Source organism: Edaphobacillus lindanitolerans (genome assembly GCF_900156305.1).
Lineage (GTDB): Bacteria > Bacillota > Bacilli > Bacillales_A > Planococcaceae > Bhargavaea > Bhargavaea lindanitolerans.
The window spans coordinates 471472-493656 of record NZ_FTPL01000001.1 but is presented as its reverse complement, the minus strand read 5'-3'; the positions used below and the strand labels follow the sequence as shown (position 1 = coordinate 493656).

18 protein-coding genes are annotated in these 22185 nt (G+C 53.5%); 14 read left to right on the top strand and 4 right to left on the bottom strand.

The features are described from left to right. The first annotated feature begins 18 nt into the window (after positions 1 to 18). The 6 genes from B0B07_RS02335 to B0B07_RS02310 all read left to right on the top strand — a co-directional run bounded on the left by B0B07_RS02335 (position 19) and on the right by B0B07_RS02310 (position 5083). Positions 19 to 720 (top strand): YetF domain-containing protein, encoded by a 702-nt coding sequence (locus B0B07_RS02335; protein ID WP_084186506.1) that lies wholly within the window; start codon positions 19 to 21, stop codon positions 718 to 720. Between the two features lie 228 nt (positions 721 to 948). Beyond that, on the top strand, positions 949 to 1227 hold the full coding sequence (locus B0B07_RS02330; protein WP_076756755.1) for a hypothetical protein: 279 nt from the start codon (positions 949 to 951) through the stop codon (positions 1225 to 1227). A gap of 119 nt (positions 1228 to 1346) precedes the next feature. Further along, positions 1347 to 1964, top strand: a complete 618-nt coding sequence (locus B0B07_RS02325) for a 3'-5' exonuclease (RefSeq protein WP_234982231.1) — start codon at positions 1347 to 1349, stop codon at positions 1962 to 1964. A gap of 122 nt (positions 1965 to 2086) precedes the next feature. Beyond that, positions 2087 to 3001 (top strand): DMT family transporter, encoded by a 915-nt coding sequence (locus B0B07_RS02320; protein WP_076756754.1) that lies wholly within the window; start codon positions 2087 to 2089, stop codon positions 2999 to 3001. A 128-nt stretch (positions 3002 to 3129) separates the two neighbouring features. Then, positions 3130 to 4296, top strand: coding sequence for an aminotransferase class I/II-fold pyridoxal phosphate-dependent enzyme (locus B0B07_RS02315; RefSeq protein WP_076756753.1), 1167 nt, complete (start codon positions 3130 to 3132; stop codon positions 4294 to 4296). Between the two features lie 67 nt (positions 4297 to 4363). Beyond that, positions 4364 to 5083: a WecB/TagA/CpsF family glycosyltransferase gene (locus B0B07_RS02310; RefSeq protein ID WP_076756752.1), complete on the top strand. Its 720-nt coding sequence runs from the start codon at positions 4364 to 4366 to the stop codon at positions 5081 to 5083. Between the two features lie 41 nt (positions 5084 to 5124). On the opposite strand, the gene B0B07_RS02305 is transcribed toward B0B07_RS02310, so the two are convergent. Next, complete coding sequence (locus tag B0B07_RS02305; RefSeq protein ID WP_076756751.1) at positions 5125 to 6255, bottom strand: C40 family peptidase; 1131 nt, start codon at positions 6253 to 6255, stop codon at positions 5125 to 5127. A 242-nt stretch (positions 6256 to 6497) separates the two neighbouring features. Here B0B07_RS02305 and B0B07_RS02300 point away from each other — a divergent pair, with 242 nt between their 5' ends. From B0B07_RS02300 to B0B07_RS02275, 6 genes are all read left to right on the top strand, one after another. Then, the gene (locus B0B07_RS02300; RefSeq protein ID WP_076756750.1) at positions 6498 to 8084 is read left to right on the top strand and encodes a SulP family inorganic anion transporter; all 1587 of its coding nucleotides are present in this window, start codon (positions 6498 to 6500) and stop codon (positions 8082 to 8084) included. 223 nt (positions 8085 to 8307) lie between these two features. Further along, positions 8308 to 12201, top strand: coding sequence for a S8 family serine peptidase (locus B0B07_RS02295; RefSeq protein WP_144264301.1), 3894 nt, complete (start codon positions 8308 to 8310; stop codon positions 12199 to 12201). A gap of 227 nt (positions 12202 to 12428) precedes the next feature. Next, positions 12429 to 13052, top strand: coding sequence for a hypothetical protein (locus B0B07_RS02290; RefSeq protein WP_076756748.1), 624 nt, complete (start codon positions 12429 to 12431; stop codon positions 13050 to 13052). A gap of 182 nt (positions 13053 to 13234) precedes the next feature. Beyond that, a complete protein-coding gene (locus B0B07_RS02285; protein WP_200805774.1) occupies positions 13235 to 14647 on the top strand; it encodes an alanine/glycine:cation symporter family protein in 1413 nt (470 codons plus the stop codon). A 91-nt stretch (positions 14648 to 14738) separates the two neighbouring features. Further along, positions 14739 to 16058 carry an NAD-dependent malic enzyme gene (locus B0B07_RS02280; protein ID WP_076756747.1) on the top strand — a complete coding sequence of 440 codons (1320 nt, stop codon included), beginning with the start codon at positions 14739 to 14741 and terminating at the stop codon, positions 16056 to 16058. Between the two features lie 53 nt (positions 16059 to 16111). Continuing rightward, positions 16112 to 16819, top strand: coding sequence for a glucosamine-6-phosphate deaminase (locus B0B07_RS02275; RefSeq protein WP_076756746.1), 708 nt, complete (start codon positions 16112 to 16114; stop codon positions 16817 to 16819). A gap of 61 nt (positions 16820 to 16880) precedes the next feature. Here the strand turns inward: B0B07_RS02275 and B0B07_RS02270 are convergent, their stop codons facing one another. Then, positions 16881 to 17585 (bottom strand): hypothetical protein, encoded by a 705-nt coding sequence (locus B0B07_RS02270; protein WP_076756745.1) that lies wholly within the window; start codon positions 17583 to 17585, stop codon positions 16881 to 16883. A gap of 188 nt (positions 17586 to 17773) precedes the next feature. Here B0B07_RS02270 and B0B07_RS02265 point away from each other — a divergent pair, with 188 nt between their 5' ends. Beyond that, positions 17774 to 18814, top strand: a complete 1041-nt coding sequence (locus B0B07_RS02265) for a glycosyltransferase family 4 protein (protein WP_076756744.1) — start codon at positions 17774 to 17776, stop codon at positions 18812 to 18814. 311 nt (positions 18815 to 19125) lie between these two features. On the opposite strand, the gene B0B07_RS02260 is transcribed toward B0B07_RS02265, so the two are convergent. Both B0B07_RS02260 and B0B07_RS02255 read right to left on the bottom strand, forming a co-directional pair. Further along, a complete protein-coding gene (locus tag B0B07_RS02260; RefSeq protein WP_076756743.1) occupies positions 19126 to 20157 on the bottom strand; it encodes an LCP family protein in 1032 nt (343 codons plus the stop codon). Positions 20158 to 20264: 107 nt separating this feature from the next. Next, entirely contained in the window at positions 20265 to 20897 is a 633-nt protein-coding gene (locus B0B07_RS02255) for a YigZ family protein (protein ID WP_076756742.1), read from the bottom strand. 126 nt (positions 20898 to 21023) lie between these two features. On the opposite strand from B0B07_RS02255, the gene B0B07_RS02250 reads away from it, so the two are divergent. Further along, positions 21024 to 22172, top strand: coding sequence for a sensor histidine kinase (locus B0B07_RS02250; protein WP_076756741.1), 1149 nt, complete (start codon positions 21024 to 21026; stop codon positions 22170 to 22172). Positions 22173 to 22185 lie beyond the last annotated feature (13 nt).

Here is a 22185-nt window from a genome sequence, read left to right as displayed (position 1 = left end):
CTCGGGGGAGGGTGAAACATGGACGATTGGCTGCGAGTGGATTTTTGGGAAATGGTACTCCGGTCGGCGGTGACCTTTGCCGTGCTGTTGCTGCTCACACGACTTCTCGGCAAAAAGCAGATGAGCCAGCTGACATTCTTTAACTATGTGACCGGGATCACGATCGGCTCCATCGCAGGAAATATCGCGGGGGAGAGCGAAACACCGTTTTTTGACGGACTGATCTCGCTCGTTACCTGGACGCTGCTCACTGTGGTGCTCAGCCTCATTTCACTAAAATGGCCCGGAGCCCGGATCATTCTGGACAACGAGCCGACAATCGTCATCAAAGACGGCCGGTTGGATGAAAAGGCGATGAAGTCCGTCCAGCTCCATCTGGATGACCTGAATATGATGCTCCGTGAAAACGGAGTGTTCCTCGTGAAAGACGTTAGATATGCGATTCTCGAGACGAACGGTGCGCTCAGCGTGCTGCTCAAGGGGCCGAACATGCCGGCGACAAAGAAAGATGTGAATGTCGGCGCCGGGCCGTCGAAATATTTGCCGGCTGAAATCATCTCGGACGGGAAGATCGTCCGAAAGAATCTGAAGGAGTACAATTTATCGGAGGAATGGCTGCTCAAGGAACTTGGAAAGCACGGAGTCTCGCGGCCGGAGCAGGTATTTTTCGCCCAGCTGCTCGATGACGGCACGCTTGACGTGACAGTAAAAGAAAACTAAATACCGCAACCGCCGCTTTTTCCGGAGACTTCTCTGGAGAATGCGGTTTTTTTATTTTGATAAGTCCAAAATGACTATTCCACTTTGCGGTGAGCGGAAGTCCAGTTCAGCGAAAAGCAGCTCGACCGGATCGTCGCCGCGAAAAAAGGCCTGACGGTCATCAGTGACGGACTCAGCTTCACGGCGGACAAGAAACTCGTCGAAGAGCTGGGCGGCGCGGCAGAAGGGGTGACAATTGCACTCGGAAAGGCAGACTCGAATGAGTCTGCGGCCATCTCCGGAGCATTCTCGATCCACTTCTACGACAAAGCAGGAGACGAAATGAACACAGGCAAGAAGAAGCAGAAGCTGGAAATTGAGATCCCGGTTGATTTGAGCGGGGTCGGCAAGACGAACAAGCTGACCGCCCGGGACAGCGAGTCCGGTACGGTGTACAAACTCAAAGTGAAAGACGGCACCGCTGCATTCACGGCGGCCGGGTCGGGCACATTCACTGCATTCAATTGATGATATTTGCCGCCGAGGGGTCTCCATTCCCGCGGCGGTTTTTTTATTGTTACAGAAGGCTTATAATAATCTATAATCGGGAAGAGGAAGAATACTAGTTTGGGGAGGCGGTGGTTTCCGTGGAGGAACAGAAGAGGGCAGTCGAGCAGCTGCTGGAAGAAAAAGTCCACCAACAGATCAAACGCATGCGGCCGCCCGCACGTCCGAAGAAATATAAATCGTCCGTCCGCAAAGTGGCCGACTACGTTGTGCTCGATTTTGAAACGACCGGTTTCCGGTCGGGAGCAGACAAGATCATCCAGATCGGCGCTGTCAAATACATCGGTCACGAACAGCAGGGGTGCTTCGAGACACTCGTCAATCCCCGCCGGCATATTTCGCCGACCATCACCAGACTGACGGGAATCACCAATGAACAGGTGGCCGATGCGCCGGCCATTGAGGAGGTCATCGGTGATCTGATCGGATTTATCGGTGACTTTCCGATCATTGCCCACAATGCCGCATTCGACATGAGCTTCCTTTATGCACTTGACGCCATCGAAGGGATCACCATCCCCGAATATACCGTCATCGACACGGTGCGTCTCGCCCGGAAAGTCATTACCGAAACGACGAACCATAAACTTGGAACGCTTGCTCATTACCTGCGTCTGGAACACCGTGCACACGATGCCATTGGTGACTGCCTGGCAACTGCTGCGATTTACCAATACTGCCTCGGTGTACGAAAATAGTGATTTGGATCAGCTGCTGTTCAGAAACGTCCTCTCTTAAGGACGTTTTTTCAATTTACGCCGCACGGCCCGTCATGATCCGATATAATGAAAGAATATTCAACCGGTGAGGAGGAGACGGCATGTGGAAAATTTATGGCATCCTGACGTTTGTCATGGTGGCGTGGGGACTCAACCTGCCGATGCTGAAGTATCTGCTTCAATACGTCGGGCCCGTCACGATGACTTCCTTCCGGATCTTCTCGGCGGGGGTCATTGTCTTCCTCATCCTGTGCTCCCTCCGGATCGTCCGCATGCCGCGCCGTTCGGAATGGAAATACATCATCCCCGGCATGCTTCTGAATGTGGTGGCACACCACTATTTTCTGAACAACGGATTGACGATGACGAGCGGCACGAACGCCGGACTGATCCTCGGGACCGGTCCGTTCCTGACAGCCGTATTCTCCTCCATCCTGATCCGCGTTTCCCCGACGAAGATCCAATGGCTCGGCGTCCTCCTCGGACTCCTCGGCGTCTCGTCGGTGGTCCTGGCAGACGGCGGGCTGTCCGGCATTTCCAGAGGGGACGTGTACATCTTCCTGGCTATCTTCGTGCAGGTGCTCAGCTTCCTGATCGTCGCAAAAGCCGCTGCCACAATTGACCCGAGGCTGCTAACCGCCTACATGCTCATACTCGGCGGTTCGACGCTGTTCGTCATCAGCCTCGCTGCGGAGCCCGGCGAACTGGCCGCATTCCAAAGCGTCCCGCCGTCGTTCTGGCTCGTCTTCGCCGTCAGCGCCATCTTCGGCACTGCCGTCAGCCATATGCTCTACAATTATTCTGTCGGACAGGCCGGTCCGACAAAAGCGGCCATCTTCATGAATCTTAACACGCTCGTCTCACTCGCCGGCTCGGCCCTCTTCCTTGGCGAAGCGATCACCGCACGCCACCTCGCCGGTCTCTTCTTCATCATCCTCGGTGTCCTCCTCGGCAGCGGGGCGGCGGAAGACCTTCTGAGAAAAAGACGTGTTGAAGTTGAAGTCGGGGATCGTTGAGCCCTGACCGCAGTAATAAGAATGGTTTCATCGGCATAGAACATAGATACGCTATTCATTGATGGAATGACTTTTCATTGAGCGATGATTGCGCTACTCTTGGTTAAGAGCGAAAAGGGAGGATGGAGATGGGACGATCAATCAATGGCCGGGCACTGGACACGGAACTGTCGGGAATCCGTCAGATCTCGAATTTGATCCCTGAATATCCGGGTGCGATCAACCTGACAGTCGGACAACCGGACACCCCTGTGCCGGAAGGGGTGAAAGCGGCGGGCGAACGGGCAATCCGGGGTGACTTAACAGGCTACTCCCATAACGCAGGGCTTCCTGAGCTCCGTAAAATTGCCTCGGCGTACTATGGAGGTAAGTATCGATTTGAGTATGACCCGTACACCGAGACAGTCGTCACAGCCGGTGCAAGCGGGGCAATGGATGCCGTACTCCGCACATTGCTGGAGCCGGGTGACGAAGTGATCATTCCCGTTCCGATCTTCGCGGGGTATGAGCCGCTGATCAAGCTGGCAGGCGCCAAACCCGTTTATCTCGATACCCGTCCGACCGGGTTCGTGCCGGATGTGGAACAGCTCGAGTCCTTGATCACCGAGAAGACCAAGATTGTCATCTTCAACAATCCGTCCAATCCTACCGGTGTCATGATCCCGCAAGATCAAATGGACTCGCTTGCTGAGATGCTTGCCCGGCATCCTGTTTTTATTTTGTCCGACGATATTTATAGCGAGAATACTTACGGAGTCTCCCACACTTCTTTCGGAAAGTATCCGGCATTGCGGGATCGGCTATTTCTCATCCACGGTCTTTCGAAATCCCATTCAATGACCGGTTGGAGAATCGGCTTTTTATTTGGTCCTGCCGACATCATGAACTATGTTGTGAGGATACACGCATACAACACCATCTGCGCGCCAACCCCGTCACAGCATGCAGCGATTGAGGCACTCGGCGGCTCGGCAACGGCACCGGATAAAATGAACGAGATCAACCTGGAGCGCCGCAGCATTGTCCTGGATGCCCTTCATCGGATGCAATTGCCTACAGTGAAGCCGAACGGGGCGTTCTATGCTTTCCCATCCATCCAGGAGTTTCCGCTCATTTCCAAAGACTTTGCACTCCGGATGTTGGCCGAGGCAGGGGTCGCCGTTGTGCACGGCAGTGCGTTCACTGATTACGGAGAAGGGTACATCCGAATTTCCTATGCAAGGCCAAAAGCGGAAGTCCGGCTTGCAATGGAACGCATGTCGGAGTTTGTTGAACAGTTAAGAAGAAACCGGTAAACCTTAAAAGAACAGAGAACACACCTTGATCCAAGGGAATATATTGTTATAGGCTGTGAGAGATTTTATGGGCAATAAGGTTAAATTATTCGATGTAGATATTGATGATCTGACAAAAAGCGGGGCACTGGGGATTGTGGATGCGGCTTTGAACAAAAAAGATAAAATGTTCATTGCCACATTGAACCCGGAGATCGTCATGTATGCCAACAGCAATCCCGGTTATTTGAGAGCCATACAAGCTGCAGACCTGAAAGTGGCCGACGGAATCGGATTGGTCGTAGGGGCGAGGATTCTTGGGCTGCCCCTGAAAGAACGCATTCCGGGAATCGAACTGATGGAAGAAATGCTGAAAATGGCCAGTGCGAAAAAACTGCGGGTTTTCCTTTACGGGGCAAAACCGGCGGTGCTGGCCAAATTAGTAGAGGTATTGAATGAAAAATACCCCGGCATTCAAGTGGTGGGGGATAGGGATGGTTATCATGGGAACGGCCGGCAGGCGGCCGATCACGTCATAGAAAGCAAACCCGATATGACGTTTGTTGCCTTAGGCTTTCCAAAACAGGAACAGTGGATCTATGATCACTTACCGGAATTTCCGGATGGCGTGTATATGGGGGTTGGGGGAAGTTTTGATGTTCTCTCGGGGACGATCAAACGGGCGCCGCTTTTTTGGAGAAAGCTGAATCTGGAATGGCTCTACAGATTGCTTCGACAACCGAGCCGTTTCAAACGATTTCTGGTCATCCCCCAATTTTTACTGAAAGTATTAAAGTCGAGAAAATAAAAAAGAAGGCGACAGCAACGGCTGTCGCCTTCTTTCTATGATCACAGCTGGGAGTAGTGCTTTTTGAATTCCCTAGGGAACTTTTTCCAATACGAGTCATTCACATTTGAGATCGTGATGCCCTGTGAAGAACTTGCATGGATGAACTGGTTGTTTCCAAGATAAATCCCCATATGGGACACGTTATTCGCGCCGCCGTATGTGCCCCGGAAGAACACGAAGTCACCAGCCTGAGGAGATTTTACGGAAAACGAGCGGTCATAGTAGCCGGCTGCCGTAGCACGGGAATTGCTGAGGCCTGCTTCCTTCAGAACATAGTAGATGAAGCCGCTGCAGTCAAATCCGGACGGTGTAGTGCCGCCCCATTTGTAAGGGACGCCCTGATACTTTTTGGCGATGCTTACAATGTTGCTTGTTGACGCCGTGCTTGACGGAGCGGATGTCTGGATCACTTTTCCGCTGTCTGTTTTGCCGTTTGCTTTTGCAGTCCCGTTTACTTTCAGGGTCTGGCCGACGTAGATCGTTGTGCCTGAAAGGTTATTCAAAGCTTGCAGGTTCTTCACTGTCGTTTTATGGCGTGCGGCAATTTTGGAAAGGGTGTCGCCGGAGACCACTCTGTAAGTCTGGCTGCCGGTCGCCAGTTTTGCAGGTGCTTTAGCCGGGGACGATGGTTTGGACGTCTGTGCCGGAGCTTTCGCCGATGTTGAAGATGAAGTTGAAGCCGATGAGGAAAGCTTCAATTTCTGGCCGACCAGGATCAGGTCTCCCTTAAGATTGTTCAATTTCTTGATGTTCGCTACGGACATTCCGTTATTTGCGGCAATGCGGCTGAGCGTATCTCCGCGCTTGACGGTGTAGACACTGCCCGAAGCGGCAGAAGCGGAAGAAGCCGGCTTTGCGGTGCTTGTCTGTTGTTTGCTTTGATTATTGGCCGGGGCTTTGTATGTGCCGGAAAGGCTGAGGTTTTGTCCAGGGAAAATAATATCGCTGGACAGGTTGTTGATTTTCTTGATTTCCGAGACACTCAGCTTATGTTCGGTTGCGATTTTCCAGAGAGAGTCACCCGACTTGACTTTATATGTATTCGAAGAGGCTTCGGCTTCACCATTTGCGACAAAGGTGGCAAGGGCGGCAGTTGTTAAAACAGAAAACGCCAGATGTTTAACTTTCATTTTGTAATTTCCCCCCGTAGATTTTTTTGGTTTTATATGGTCGATTCTATGTCTTCTAGCTAACTCTATCGATAATCTCGCTCTTATTATATCGAAGAGTCTATGAAGTTAGGTTACAGTTACATTACAATAAGGTTACAAGGCGTTAAGTCATGGATTTTTATATGAAAGACTATAGCAATATATTTCTTTCGCGGTGACGACCGCTGCGCCTGCAAAATACTATTCGGAGAGTGAATTGAATGTTGAAAGATGTCCGTTTTGAGTTGCTGAACCGCAAAACGGTCAAGCATGACATTGTCGCCGGCGTGACCGTCGGCATCGTGGCCATTCCGCTCGGGATGGCTTTTGCGATTGCATCGGGCGTGAAGCCCGAATACGGGATCTACACAACGGTCATCGCAGGTCTGCTCGTAGCCTTGCTCGGCGGATCCCGTTTCCAGATTGCGGGTCCTACGGGTGCATTTATCCCCATCCTGCTCGGCATCGTACTCCAGTACGGGTATGAAGACCTGCTTGTTGCAGGGTTCATGGCGGGCGTTTTTCTGCTCGTCATGTCCTTTCTGAAAGTCGGCGACCTCATCCATTTCGTCCCGCGGGCAGTGACGGTCGGCTTCACTGCGGGGATTGCCGTCATCATCTTCACGGGTCAGATCGGCAATTTTCTCGGACTGGAGGGTGTGGAACAACAGGAGTTTTTCCACCGGGACATGCTGGAGATCCTTCGCAGCATCGGCACGGTTAACCTCTTGTCGGTTCTTACGGCGGTGACCGGCCTCGCTGTGATTGTCCTCCTGACCCGGTTTGCGCCGAAAGTCCCGGCGTTCCTCATTGCTCTCCTCATCCCGACACTGATTGCATCGATCTTTTATCCCGGGCAGGTGGCGACGATCGGGACGGCGTACGGCGGCATCCCGCAGAAGCTTCCGGAGTTTTCCTTTCCGCAGCTCACCTTCCAGAAAGTCGTAGAGCTCTGGCAGCCTGCACTGATCATTGCCGCGCTCGGTGCCATCGAATCGCTCCTGTCCGCCGTCGTCGCTGACGGCATGGCGGGCGGACCGACGGCCAGATCCAACCGGGAACTGTTCGGGCAGGGGGTCGCCAACATGGTGACCCCGCTGTTTGGCGGAATTCCGGCGACCGGTGCCATCGCAAGGACGGCGACAAACATCCGTTCCGGAGCGGTCAGTCCGATGTCGGGTGTCGTCCAGAGTGTGTTCGTCCTGTTCGTGCTCGTCCTGTTTGCTCCGTTTGCCTCGCACGTCCCGCTTGCGGCCATGGCCCCGATCCTTATGTTCGTCGCCTGGAACATGAGCGGAATCCGGCCGTTCGCCCAGATTGCAGGCTTGCGCTCGGGAGACTCCGCCGTTCTGTTAGCGACGTTCCTGCTGACCGTGTCCGTCAATCTGACGGTCGGCGTCCAGGCGGGCTTCCTCCTTGCTGTGATCATGTTCCTCCGGAAGATGAGCGGCAAGCTCGTGCTGCAGGTAAAGCCTGCAGAAAAAGAGGATTACCTGTCCGGAAATGTGGAGCCCGGCAGCCTGTTCACTTCCGTCAAAGTGAGCGGTCCTCTTTTCTTCGGAACTGTGCGGGCTTTTGAGCTGAAACTGGATCAGGAAATTAAAAAGGGACCGAATGCCCTCATCCTCCGGATGAAAGGCTTGACGGCCCTTGATGCAGGCGGAGTCGCAGCCATGTCCGAAGTCCTGGATAAAGCCGCTCTGAACGGCATCCGGATCCTTCTGCAAGGATTGCCGGCAGAAAAGAGGGTCCTTTTGAGTAAAAGCGGTCTTCTTGAGAAGATTGGCAAAGAGAACGTCTTAAAGTGAAAGCAGCCTCCGGCGGGCTGCTTTTTTCATTTCCTCTTTCACTCGGACAAGGACTTTAGACTCTTCCCGAGATGATTCCAAAAGACTAATAGACTATGCAGAAACTAGAAAGTTAGATAAAAGGATGCATACCAAATAAATGCAGATAATGATAAATTCATAATTGCCACTCTATTTAAAAAGGGTGAAATTCGAACGGCAAGGGGGAAAAAGATTGAGGAAGATGAAGCGGGTACTGCTTTTGGCACTGGTCTTCGTTCTTGCGCTCAGCACGACGGCATTCGCCTCGGCGCCTCAGCCGGGGAAGGGACCGGCCGCGTCACCGAAGCTGACGCTTGAGAAGCCTTCCACAAAGCTTCCGGCAAAGCTCGAAAAACCGGAAAAGCCGGAGGAAGAAATTCGGATCATCGTCGAGCTTGCGGAAAAGCCGGCGATTGAGGAAGCGACGAACAAAGGCGTCCTCTACAAGGAACTCTCGAAGTCCCAGAAAGAGCAGACACAGCAAAAACTGAAGAAGTCGCAGCAGAACGTCATGAAGACGGCGAAGCTGAAGGCGCCGAGCATGAAAGTGAAGAAGGAGTTCACGACCGTCTTCAACGGATTCTCGGCAAACGTCAAGGCGAAGGAAGCGAAAGTCATTTCAGAGCTTCCGGGCGTCAAGGCGGTTTACGAAGCAACGGAATATGAGCGTCCGGTCGAAAAGCCGGAAATGGTTTCATCGAAGGATCTCGTACAGGCCCGCCAGTTCTGGGAGGAGTATGGCTTCAAGGGTGAAGGCATGGTCGTGGGGGTCATCGACACGGGCATCGACCCCGCACATAAAGACATGGTGCTGACAGACGCTTCCTCCGCAGCACTCAAGAAGGCGGACATTGACCGGGAGCTTTCGGCCGGCCAATTGCACGGCGGTAAGTATTACACGGAAAAGGTCCCGTTCGGCTACAACTATATGGATGAGAACGACATCATCCGGGACATCGCTCCGGATGCATCGATGCACGGCATGCACGTGGCCGGTACAGTCGGTGCAAACGGTGATGAAGAGAACGGCGGCATCAAGGGGATTGCACCGGAGGCACAGCTTCTCGCGCTGAAAGTGTTCGGAAACGATCCGCTTTACCCGTCCACTTACGGGGATGTCTACGTCAAGGCGATGGACGATGCGATCAAACTCGGTGCGGATGTCCTGAACCTGTCCCTCGGTTCGACTGCGGGATATGTTGACGACAAGAGTCCTGAACAGCAGGCCGTGAAGCGTGCGGTGGAAAACGGCCTCCTCGTCTCCATCTCTGCCGGCAACTCGGCGCTCTATGGTGACGGCTACTATTACAATTACGCGGATAACCAGGATTACGGACTCACCGGATCACCGAGCGTATCATATGATTCCCTCGGGGTTGCCTCGTTTGAAAACGATATGATCCGCACGATGAGCTTCGCCTATGCAATCGACGGAGCGGAAAAGCGCAGCGGGTACATGCTTGCAAATGACGCAGATCCCGTGAAGCTGGATCATCAAGGAATGGAAGTGGAGGATGCCGGCTTCGGTCATCCGAAAGATTTTGAAGGCAAAGACTTCAACGGAAAATATGCCCTCATTTCCCGCGGCGACATCGCCTTCACGGAAAAGGGGCTGAACGCACAGGCTGCGGGTGCTGCCGGCGTGATCATCTACAACAATGCAGCCGGCACGATCAACATGGCCTCCGACCCGGCGATCAAGATTCCGTACATGTCCATTCTTCAGTCGGACGGCGTTTCGATGGCCGATGCCCTGAAGGCGGGCAAGGATGTGACCGTGACATTCGACGGGGAATACGTGGATACACCGAACGAAAAAGCAGGTCAGATGAGTGATTTCACCTCGTGGGGACCGACACCGAACCTGGATTTCAAACCTGAAATCACAGCACCGGGCGGCAATATCTTCTCCACGCTTGAAAACAATCAGTACGGCATCATGAGCGGGACATCGATGGCGGCTCCCCATGTTGCCGGCGGGGCGGCCCTCCTCTTCGAACGCATCGATGAAGAGTTTGGCCTGACGGGCCGGGAACGCTCTGAAATGACCAAGAAACTGCTCATGAACACTGCTGCTCCGGTCATCTTCGATGAGGAGCAGGGCGATTATGTTTCGCCTCGGCGACAGGGCGCCGGGCTGATGCAGCTTGCGAATGCCCTCAACACCGATGTGCTCGTGACGGACAAGGCGACCGGTGAAGCGAAAGTCGCGCTTAAAGAGATCAAGGACAACAAAATCCGGCTGGCTCTGACGGCCGAGAACTTCTCTGATGAAGAGAAGACGTACAACGTCTCGTACGCGGTGCAGGCGGACAACCTGGCAGATGTAGGCGAGGACCTGATCACTGCATCCAATCTGATCGGGTCCATGGTCCTGACGGATGAAGCGGAAATCGACGGACCGGAAACGGTCACGGTACCGGCCAACGGAACGGTGACCATCGATGCGACGATCGACCTGTCCGGCATCGAGTACCTGAAAGACTACTTCACGAACGGATTCTTCGTGGATGGCTTCGTCTTCCTTGAAGATCCGGATGAAGAAGTGACGGGCAATGTTCCGCTCTCCGTTCCGTTCTTCGGATTCAACGGCAGCTGGGATGATGCTCCGATCTTTGATTATTTCGCATGGGATGCACGCACGTACTGGGGATACACTGCGCTTGCGGATGAACAAGGTTACTTCATCGACGGCGGCGGGAACTTCGACCAGGACCGTTTCGGATTCTCCCCTGACGGCGACGGTCTCCGTGACCAGGTCACCCCGGTTTACTCCCTGTTCCGGAACGCCAAGAAGATGGAAGTGAACGTTCTCGATGCAGACGGCAAGAAAGTGCGCACGATCCGGACGGCGGCAGACCTCCGGAAGCATTACATCAATTCCGAGACCAATCCGCCGTATACGTACAGCATGAACTATGCGTGGGACGGCAAAGTCAACGGACAGCTTGCAAAGGACGGTCAGTACTTCATTGAGCTGAAAGCGGTCATCGACTATGAAGGCGCCGAGTGGCAGTCCATCAAGTTCCCTGTAAAGGTCGACACGGCTGCACCGGAAGCCGACTTCGATTTGGACAACGGCAAAATCATCGCTTCCGACTTCCGTGACGAAGGCACCGGCGTTGAGGCTTGGGAAGTGCTGCTCAATGGTGAGTCGCTGACGGATGACCCGGCCACAGAGGAGGTAGAAATGCTTTCCCCTGACGAGGAAGAGTTCACTGTCGATCAGGAAGTGGGCGAGGACGATGTTCTCGTGGCACGTGTCTGGGATTACGCCAAAAATCACCGTGACTACGAGCTGAAGGACGAGCCTGCGGAAAAAGATCCTCCGGTCATCTATATCAACGATCCGGCCAACTTCTCCGTCTATGACAACGGAAAAGTGACGGTGAACGGCTACGTCACCGACGAATCGGAAGTCGTGTCCGTGACGGTGAACGGCGAGAAAGCGGCCGAATTCGACGGTCGCAACTTCTCCCACACGCTCACACTCGAGGACGGTTTCCAATCGGTGAAGGTCGCTGCGAAGGACGAGCATGGCAATGAAATGTCCATCATGCGCCGATTCTTCGTCGACTCTTCACCGGCTGAGCTGAGCATTCTGACGAACCTTCCGAAGAAGACGGAGGAAGCGGAAGTCGGCGTGTCGCTCCGGGTGAAAGACAACTTTGACGACATCCGAATCTATGTGAATGACAGCGAAGTGTTCGCCAATGATCTGAGCGAGCCGTACGGCAAGAAGAACTTCGATGAAACAATCGAGCTGACGCTGCCGCTTGTCGAAGGGAAATTCGATTATACCTTCAAAGTGGTAGACCTGGGCGGCCATGAAACAGTTCAGACGGTTTCCATCGAACGCAAACTGCCGAAAGGGGAAAAGCCGGACAAGCCGGGCAATCCGAATCCGGGCACCCCTCCCGGCAAGCCTGCAAATCCGGGCAAACCCGTGACGCCGGGTAATCCTCCGGGCAAGCCGGCAACACCGGGCAACCCAGTCACGCCGGGCAATCCTCCCGGCAAGCCTGCCAATCCCGGCAAGCCGGTCGTAAATCCGGTCCAGCCGGGCAACCCGGGCAAAGGGGTTCAGGGCTTCTGATCACAGATGTAAAAAGGCACTCTTTTACGAGTGCCGGACTGCAGACAAAGTGGGTGCATTCGCTCCTTTGCCTGCAGTTTTTTCTTGCTTCCAGGCTAACTGCTAACTGGCTGAGACTTCCTCGGGCGCGGATCGCCTTGCTGCATGCAGGGCGTCAGTCCCCATGGTTTCAAAGTCATCCTTCTGAGGGTATTCATTGAATACTACCCTGACAGGAGGGAACAGGCATGAAACAAGGTGATCACCAACCGCGGGGACGGGAAACGGACGCCTATGCGGAAGGACGAACATTCGCAGAGCGGCATCCGGAGTTTGAACGGGAGATAGACGATTCCGTCATTCCGTCTGAATCGGTGCTGGAAGAAAGCGTCGGCCAGCGCGGATTCTTCAATGAGCGTGACCGGGAAGCCGCTGAAGCGGCAGGACGTCTTGAAGAAGAATCTGGTTATATGGAAGGACACACAGAATCGGTAAATGACCTGACACCAAATCGGGAAACCGATCATTACGGACGGGCGACGGGTCACGGGGAGGATGTCATTGGGATCGAGGACGGCTCGGTCAATTCGCGCGGAGTCGGGCGCAGACCGGATGAGGGCTCTGTCAGCATCGGGGCGGACAACCGGGAACAGAAGAACGAGGAACTGAACCGCAGTTCCGATCATGCAGTCTCCGAAGGCCGTCTGCCGGGAGAGATGGCGGGGGAGGAAGCGCCGTTCTCCGGAGTCAGGTCAGAGGCGGCAGACCCGAACCTTGGACCGGAACCGTTCGGGGATCCGGCGGTTGAAGAGATTGACCGCAGCCCTGCGCGCGATCATATCGACGATCGCCACCGTGAACGTTTTATGTAGGATGTGAGGAAAACGATCCGATCCGAAACACTCCGCCGGGGAACCGGGGGAGTGTTGTTTGTTTTCCGAAAGGATCGGCCATTTTCCTCTTGCACGGAGGCTTGTTTGCCCTCAAAGTAGGGAAAGGAAAAGAGAATGCAGGCGGAATGCCGGCAAACACCTGTTGAAAGGGGAAAATACATATGTTCCAAGATGCGTTGGAATGGATCGTCGGGCACGGCAACGATCTTTTGTGGTCTTATGTTCTCATATACGTACTGCTCGGGCTTGGTGTCTGGTTCACCATCCGCACGAAGTTTGTCCAGTTCCGGCTGTTCGGTGAGATGTTCCGGCTTCTCACAGAACCAAAAGATGATAAAGATGGGATTTCCCCGTTCCAGGCATTTACGATCAGTGCCGCTTCCCGGGTCGGGACGGGCAATGTGACCGGCGTGGCCCTGGCAATCGGAATCGGCGGCCCGGGAGCGGTATTCTGGATGTGGGTGGTCGCAATCGTCGGAATGGCGACCGCATTCATTGAAAGTACGCTGGCGCAAGTTTACAAGGTCCAAGACGGGGATACCTTCCGGGGAGGCCCCGCTTATTACATGCAGAAAGCCCTTGGCCAGCGGGGGCTTGGCATCGTCTTTGCCATCCTGCTGACACTTTGCTTCGGATTCATTTTCAATGCCGTCCAGGCGAATACGATCAAGGAATCGTTCAGCAGCGTCTTTTCCATTCCAGACTGGGCGGTCGGCCTGGTGCTCATCGGGCTCGCGGCAGTCGTTATTTTCGGCGGTGTCAAAAGAATAGCAAGCGTGACACAGTTTCTCGTCCCGATCATGGCGGTCCTGTACCTGGCAGTCACCGTCATTGTCCTTGCCATGAACCTCGGGGAGATTCCGGGCATGTTCAAACTGATCTTTGAGCATGCTTTCGGCCTTCGGGAGGCGGCGGGCGGAGCTGTCGGAGCGGCGATCATGCAGGGCGTCCGCCGTGGGCTCTTCTCGAATGAAGCAGGGATGGGGAGTGTGCCGAACGCGGCAGCTACCGCAAGCGCCTCCCACCCTGCCAAGCAAGGGCTCGTCCAGAGCCTCGGCGTATTCTTTGATACGATCATCATCTGTTCGGCAACCGCGTTCATGATCATCCTGGCCGGCGTATACAACACGACGGAGCAGGAGGGCATCGTCCTCACCCAGGCATCCCTGTCGGAACTGGTCGGTGCATGGGCTCCTTATTTCATCGCAGTGGCAATCTTCTTCTTCGCGTTCAGCTCGATCATCGGCAACTATTATTATGGCGAATCGAACATTGAATTCATCAATGCCCATCCGGCCTGGCTTACTGCCTACCGAATCGGCGTGCTGGCCATGGTCATGTTCGGATCGTTGGCACAAGTCCAGATTGTATGGGACATGGCGGACCTGTTCATGGGCATGATGGCGGTCATCAACCTTGTTGTAATCTTCCTGCTCGGAAAAGTGGCTTTCAGTGTTCTTGACGACTTCACCGATCAGCGCAGACGAGGGCTGAATCCCCAATTCCGTGCCTCTTCCATCCCGGGCCTGAAAGGAGCCGAGTGCTGGGAGGATGAAAACCGCTCAGGCAGATGATGTTAGAGGTCGGACGACTGCTGTTTACGGTCTTGCTATCAAAGTAGTACAATGAATAACATTGATAGAAGACAGCAGGAGGGACATATCCATGGAATATAGCATTTTACGCAATCTCATCATTGAAATCCCGCAGATGCCCGGGAACTTTGCAAAGGTCGCTTCTGTGATCGGCGCGGAAGGCGGAGACATTGGGGACATCGAAACGCTGAAGATCGGAACGCATACGACGGTCCGTGACATTTCGGTCCAGTTTGAGAATAAGGAGCACGTCGAACGGGTTGTCGATAAAATCCGCGCGCTCGGTGACGGCATCGTCGTCCATGCCATCTCGGATGATGTGATGAAGGCCCATGAAGGCGGGAAAATCCATATGTCGAGCCGACGTCCGGTCCGTTCTCTCGGTGATCTCCGGCGGGTGTATACGCCCGGCGTGGCGAACATCTGTGAAATCATCCACCAGGACCCCGAGCAGGCCGACTACTTCACGAGCATCGGAAACACGGTTGCCATCGTGACGGACGGGACGGCCATTCTCGGACTCGGGAACATCGGCCCGGTCGCCGGGATGCCGGTCATGGAAGGGAAAGCCGTCCTGTTCGACCAATTCGTCGGGATCAGCGGTGTCCCGATCCTGCTTGATACGAGCGATCCCGACGAGGTCGTGGAAACGGTCAAGCACATCCACCAGGCCTATGGCGGCATCCTTCTGGAAGACATCGGGTCTCCGCACTGCTTTGAAATCGAAGAGCGTCTGAAGAAAGAGCTGGACATCCCGGTCATGCATGACGACCAGCATGGTACGGCTGTCGTGACGCTCGCAGCGATCCTGTCCGCCTGCCGTACGGCTGGCGTGGATCTGGGCAAGGCAAAAGTCGGACAGATCGGGCTCGGTGCCGCGGGGCTTGCCATCTGCAAAATGCTCATGGAATACGGCGTCGAGGAAATGTACGGCTCGGACCTGAATGCAGCGGCAAAAGACCGTCTCCGCGAAAGCGGCGGCACGGTGATCGAATCAATCAACGAACTCATGGAAAAAAGCGACATCGTCGTCGCGACCACGGGTGTACAGGGCCTGATCAAAAAAGAAATGGTGCGGGAAGGGCAGATCATCCTCGCACTGTCCAATCCAAATCCTGAAATCGCGCCGGACGATGCGCTTGAAGCCGGTGCGGCATTTGCTGCGGACGGCCGGCTCGTGAACAACGTCCTCGGCTTCCCGGGCATCTTCCGCGGTGCGTTGAACGCCCGGGCAAAGGCAATCACTTACCCGATGCTTCTGGCAGCTGCCGAGGCAATCGTGGACAGCACGAAGCCAGGGGACCTCGTCCCGCATCCGCTTGATCCGAACGTTCATGTTAACGTGACGGAAGCAGTAGAACGGGTCGCCGGTGATGGACAATTAGATTAAAAGCGTAAATCTTCGAACGAGAATTACAGAGACCGAGAAGGAGTGAGAGTAGTATGCAAAATGTGCGGTTTATAAAGGTTGGCGGCAAGGAAGAAGCAGCAACAGTCATGTTGGAGAGAATGCGTAAGGAGCTGGACGAAGGACTTCGGGTCCTCGGACTGGCGACCGGCAGCACGATGATTCCGGTCTATGAAGCGTGGGCGAAATCTGACCTTGACTTCTCGGAAGTCATCTCGTTCAACCTCGATGAATATGTGGGACTTGGAGCCGACAACCCGAACAGCTATGCCTGGTTCATGAACCATCATTTGTTCAGCCATAAACCGTTCAAGGAAACATACATCCCGGACGGAACTGCTGAGGACCTCACTGCTGAATGCGATGAGTACGAAGCACTGCTCCGTGACGCGGAAATCGATCTCCAGTTTCTCGGGGTCGGAGAAAACGGCCATATCGCGTTCAATGAGCCGGGCACGCCGTTCAGCTCGACGACGCATGTGACCGAACTCGCAGATTCCACGCTTGGCGTCAACAGCCAGTACTTCGAAGACAGATCCGCCATCCCGAACACGGCACTGACGATGGGAATCGCCTCGATTCTTTCTGCCAAAAAGATCGTCCTACTGGCGTTCGGCGAGAAAAAGAGAAGCGCGCTCCAGGAGCTCGTGAAAGGGCAGAAGACGACAGATTATCCGATCACTTCGCTTCTTGACCACCCGGATGTGACGATTGTCACCGATCTCGAAGGCATTGCCGAATGAAATAAGAAAGCCGCCGTGCCGGATATCTGATCCCGCACGGCGGCTTTTCTGTTTGATCCGTTCAGATGGGCCTTCTCCCTGCATCGCCAAATGGCTCCGGAGGCTCCTCTGCGGTGCCGTCTCCGAGAAAGTCGCCCACCGGCTCTTGTTCCTCGTAGCGGGACTGGCGTTCTTCTTCATTGAGGATATCTTCTTCATGGCCGTCATACCGACCGATCGGGTCACCGTATGCGACGTTCGTGCTGCTTGCCTGGGGATCGGTGCCGGATTCCATGGATGTCATGCCTTCCGATGGAGCCGCGTCTTCCGGGAAGCCGTCGACGGGCTCCTGTTCCTCATAGCGGGATGAACGGGATTTCCCGCTTGCAATGCCTTCCGGCTCTGCACCTCCCGAAAACTGATTCGGCGGGGCGGGCTTGCGGGAATCCGGGGTGTTGCCGAACTCATCAGAAGCCGGTTTGGCATCCGCTCTTGCGTCCGTACCGGTGTGGATGGCCGAGATTCCGCCGAATTCCGACATGTGGTGATCCCCGTGTGTACCGCGTTCGTTGTATTCATATTCCCCGGCGGCTTTCGGGCGGCCACCGCCGTCATTCTTGCCGTCGGCCTGAACAGAAGATCCTGAGCGGTTCGGACTGCTTTCTGTTTGGCCGGCTTTTCCGGACTCCACTTCATCTGCCCACTGATTCACTTTGTCCATGGCTTTCCCGGCCACTTTGCCGACAGTATCTTTCGCCCTGTCAAGAAACCCGGAGTCTTTATCCATTAAAAAAACGCCTCCTTTTAAATTGATTTCCCCATAAAGCCGGCAGATAAAACATGGGTATATATCCTGAAGCATGTCTTCTTTACAATATGTTAACATCTTAACAGTTAGTTAATATCTTAGGATTCCAGATTGAATTTGTGTTATAATGCAGTGTAAAGCCATCGGACATTAGCGGGAGGAGCATAATCATGATAACCGCTTTGATTATCACTTTTATATCAGTACTTTTTCTTACTCCGTTTGTAAAAAAGCTTGCTATGCATATAGGTGCCATCGACCGGCCCAACATCAGAAAAGTGAATACGATCAATGTGCCCCGCATGGGCGGCCTGGCAATCATCATTTCATTTTTTATCGGGCTGGTTATTGCACAACCCCAAAGTGAACACCTGATTCCGCTTATTATTGCGGCATCTATCATTATTTTGACAGGGATCTTGGATGATATCTATGATATTACAGCAAAGGCGAAGTTGGCGGGCCAACTTTCAGCTGCAATGATCATTATCATCTTTGGAGATATGCAGATTGACTTTGTAAATCTGCCTTTTGGCGGGCAGGTCAGTTTCGGGTATCTGAGCATCCCGCTGACACTGCTGTGGATTGTCGGAATCACCAATGCCATTAATCTGGTTGACGGTTTGGATGGACTGGCTGCAGGGATTTCCGCCATCGCATTGATCACCTTGTCTGTGATGGCTGCAATAATGGGGAACACTTTTGTCATCGTGTTCGCTTCTTTGCTGGCTGTTTCCTGCCTCGGGTTTCTGTTTTATAACTTTTATCCGGCCAAAATCTTCATGGGGGACACAGGGTCGCTTTTCCTCGGTTTTATGATTTCGATCCTTGCCTTGGACGGGTTTAAAAACGTCACGATGATTTCCCTGATCATCCCGATCATCATATTGGCCATCCCGATTTTTGATACGATCTTTGCAATCGTTCGCAGAGTAAGGCTGCAGCAGTCGATCACCGCACCGGATAAGTCACACTTGCATCATACGCTGATGGACATCGGCTTTTCCCACCTGCAGGCGGTTCTGCTGATTTATGCGGGGGCGGCGACATTGGGCATGGCTGCGATCGTGTTTTCACAGGCGACGATCTGGGGCGCATTCTTGATTGGAGCCCTCCTTCTGTTGTTTATCGAATTGCTGGTTGAGCTTTTGGGCCTTGCCGGTAAAAACTACAGGCCGATCATCAGCCTGGTCAGAGGGAAAAGATAGCGGATCGGCGCTATTGATGCTCATGGTATTTTTGGGACTATCATGATCACTTATTTCGAATGAGATTGATAAACCCCGGAATCGGACACCTTTTGTCCGGTTCCGGGGTTTTTGTTTATTTGGATCTTGCATACGATGCCGGGCCGGGAGGACCGCCGGGACAGCCTGCTGCAGCCTTGTTGATCGGACGCCCCTAATTGAACGAGGCAGTCGGAGTCATAACAGACGGTGATCCGCCGGAGGCGGGGGAGCCGGTGAATTGCCGCCGGAAAAGAAAAATGATCCCGGCAATAAGCCGGGATCATTTTTCTTTATTCGTTCGTTGAGTTCGCACTGTCTGTTAAGTTTTTCGTGCTGTTCGTGAACGGATCTTCTCCATTCTCCAATTGCAGATGATCTCTGAGTTTTTGGCTGGTTTCTTTCAGAGACTCCGCATCCAGCTTCCAGTAATAGATCCCGGTGGACATGTCATCTTCCCCTTCAAGGGAAATGGTTTCGATCTCCGGCATTCCGTCTTTAAGGTAGGCCAGCAGAGACTTCATGTCATTAAATGTTAAATCGGTGGCCATATTCCCCCCGATGGCATCGATGACTTCGCCGTACTTGGAAATAGATGATACGGAGCTGGCCTTTTTCATCATGGCCTGCAGGATCATCTGCTGACGCTTGCCCCGCTCCACATCATTGTCGGCTTTTCGCGTCCTTGCAAGTGCCAATGCATGCCGTCCATCCAGCTTTTGATAGCCTGGCATTAAGTGAATCGTTTTTTTATCGTTTTCGTCGAGTTCAACGCGTTCATAAGGCACATTGACCTGAATTCCATCCAGCGCATCAACGATGTCGATAAATGCGTTGAAGTTCATTTTCACGTAGTAATCCACAGGTACGCCCAATGTGGCTTCCACTGCATTGATGCTGGCCGGTACACCGCCGAACGCATGGGCATGGGTGATTTTATCCTGGTATCCGACCTCTTTGATATAGACCAGGGAGTCCCGCGGAATGCTCACCAATTTAACCGTTTTTTCCTTATTGTTCAACGTAGCCAACATTAAGGCATCCGATCTGCTGTGAGAGTCTGAGCGGACTTCGCTGTCGTCGACTCCTATAAATAGAATGGAAACATTATCTTTATAGGGGGTAACTTTATCGTCTCTGAGACTTGAAACATCCCTGTCAGTTTCCTGGAATGCACCGTCCATGGCAGATTGAGCTTTCTTATATAGGTAAACCCCGTAGGTCGAAAAAAGCAAAACAACACCCAAGATGACAACGGACCAGATCTTGAGATGCTTTTTCCGTTTCGAAGCGACCCTCTTATTTCGATATTCTCTTCTTTTCATTTGATAACTCCTTGGGCACCAAGCTCTTTTCCTTCTGACAATTTTTCAGCATTGCAATCTTATCCATTATACTATCTGAAACAGACTTCGTAAAATATAAAATCGAATTAAATGTCGAACTCCAGAAATTCCGAGCGTTCGGAGGACAATTCCGCCTGACCGTTCGTCAGGTCCTCCATCCATTCCCGAAAATTGTCTTCTTCTGCTGCCGGCACATAAATATATAGCGAAACCGCGTCCGCGTAATCGATGTGGTCGAGTGGATATGACGACAGGCGAACCTCGTTTTCGACTTTTCCGAGCCAAGTGTAATCCACTGTCGCTTTCATGAGCCTGTACTGGCGCCGTTCGACGGTTCCCGTCTCTTTCAGCACTTCAGACACGGCGCTTCCATAGGCACGGATCAGTCCGCCGCCGCCGAGTTTGATGCCGCCGAAGTAGCGGGTCACGACGACCGCAGTGTCTTTCAGCCCCTGTTTTTTCAACACATCGAGCATCGGAACGCCCGCAGTTCCGCTCGGTTCTCCGTCGTCGTTCGCCTTCTGGATCTGATCATGCTCCCCGATGAGATAGGCCGAGCAGTTGTGGGTGGCGGAATGGTGGGTTTTTTTGACTTCGGCAATGAACGCCGTCGCCTCCTCCTCGGTTTCGGCACGGGTCACAGTTGCTATGAAGCGGGATTTTTTGATGATGATTTCCGCTTCTCCGCGTTCCTTGACCGTCCTGTAATCATTTCGCAATGTCGATGCACCTCTTGATCGCTGTAATGTATTTTTAATATATTTTCATGGTTGTAATGCTATAATAAACACAGTTTAAACTCAAATACCGGATAAATAGGGCCCGGATGGAGAGGGAGATGGGTCATGCCTGTTGAAAGAGTGGATGTTCATTCACTGGATTCCATCTTCAATTCGATGGTTCAATCGGTGAATGAGTCAAAGAATGATATTTTCATCATCAATGAAGAAAGCCGGCGACAGCTGTCGGAGCTCCGGGAGGAACTCCGGCAGACGGATGAAGGGATTTCCCGGGCAATAATAGAAGGGGAGCGCCTCCAGAAGGCCGCAGTCGCCGCGCGAGAAAAGCTGCAGCACGTCTCGATGTATTTCTCGGATTATACAAAAGAAGAGGTTCGGGAAACGTATGACTCTGCCCATGAAGTCCAGATGGAGTTCATGCTGAACAGCACGAAACTCAGGCAGCTGGAAGAAGTGCGGGGGCAGATCGAAAACCGGATCCGTACATACGAAGAATCGATCCGCCGGTCAGACCAGTTGGCCAGCCATGTCAATGTAGTGATGAAATATCTTGCTTCCGAGCTCAGGGATGTCGGGCCGGCGCTGGAAACGGCGAAAATGAGAAAACACATGAGCATGCGAGTGATTGAAGCGCAGGAAGAAGAGCGGAAGCGGCTTGCCCGTGAGATTCACGACGGGCCTGCCCAGATGATGGCCAATCTCGTCATGCAGCTCGGGCTCGTCGAGCGGGTGTTTGAAGACAAGGGGATGGATCCGGGGCTTGAACAGCTCGGGTTCACGAAAGAGCTCGCGCGCAATACGCTGTCCGAGGTGAGACGGATCATCCATGATTTGAGGCCGATGGTACTCGACGACTTCGGACTGATCCCCGCCCTCAGCAAATACATTGAGCGCACCGCCTCATACAACGAGAAAATCCATTTTTCGTTTGAGTCACAGGGGATTACGGTGAGGCCGAACCCGAGCGTGGAAGTGGCGGTATTCCGCCTCGTACAAGAGGCCGTAACGAATGCGGTCAAGCACAGCAGGGCGAAAACGATAGAGGTCCTGGTGGAAACATGCAAGGATTTCATCCGGGCGACCGTGAAGGATGACGGCCGGGGGTTCGATCCGGCCGACCGGTCCGAATCCAATTTCGGCATACAGGGGATGTACGAGCGGGTCGCCCTCCTGAGGGGCGAATTGGATATCAATACTGCTGCCGGCAAGGGGACGGAAGTCATCCTGATCCTGCCGCATGCACAGTCATTATAATAAGTAAACTATG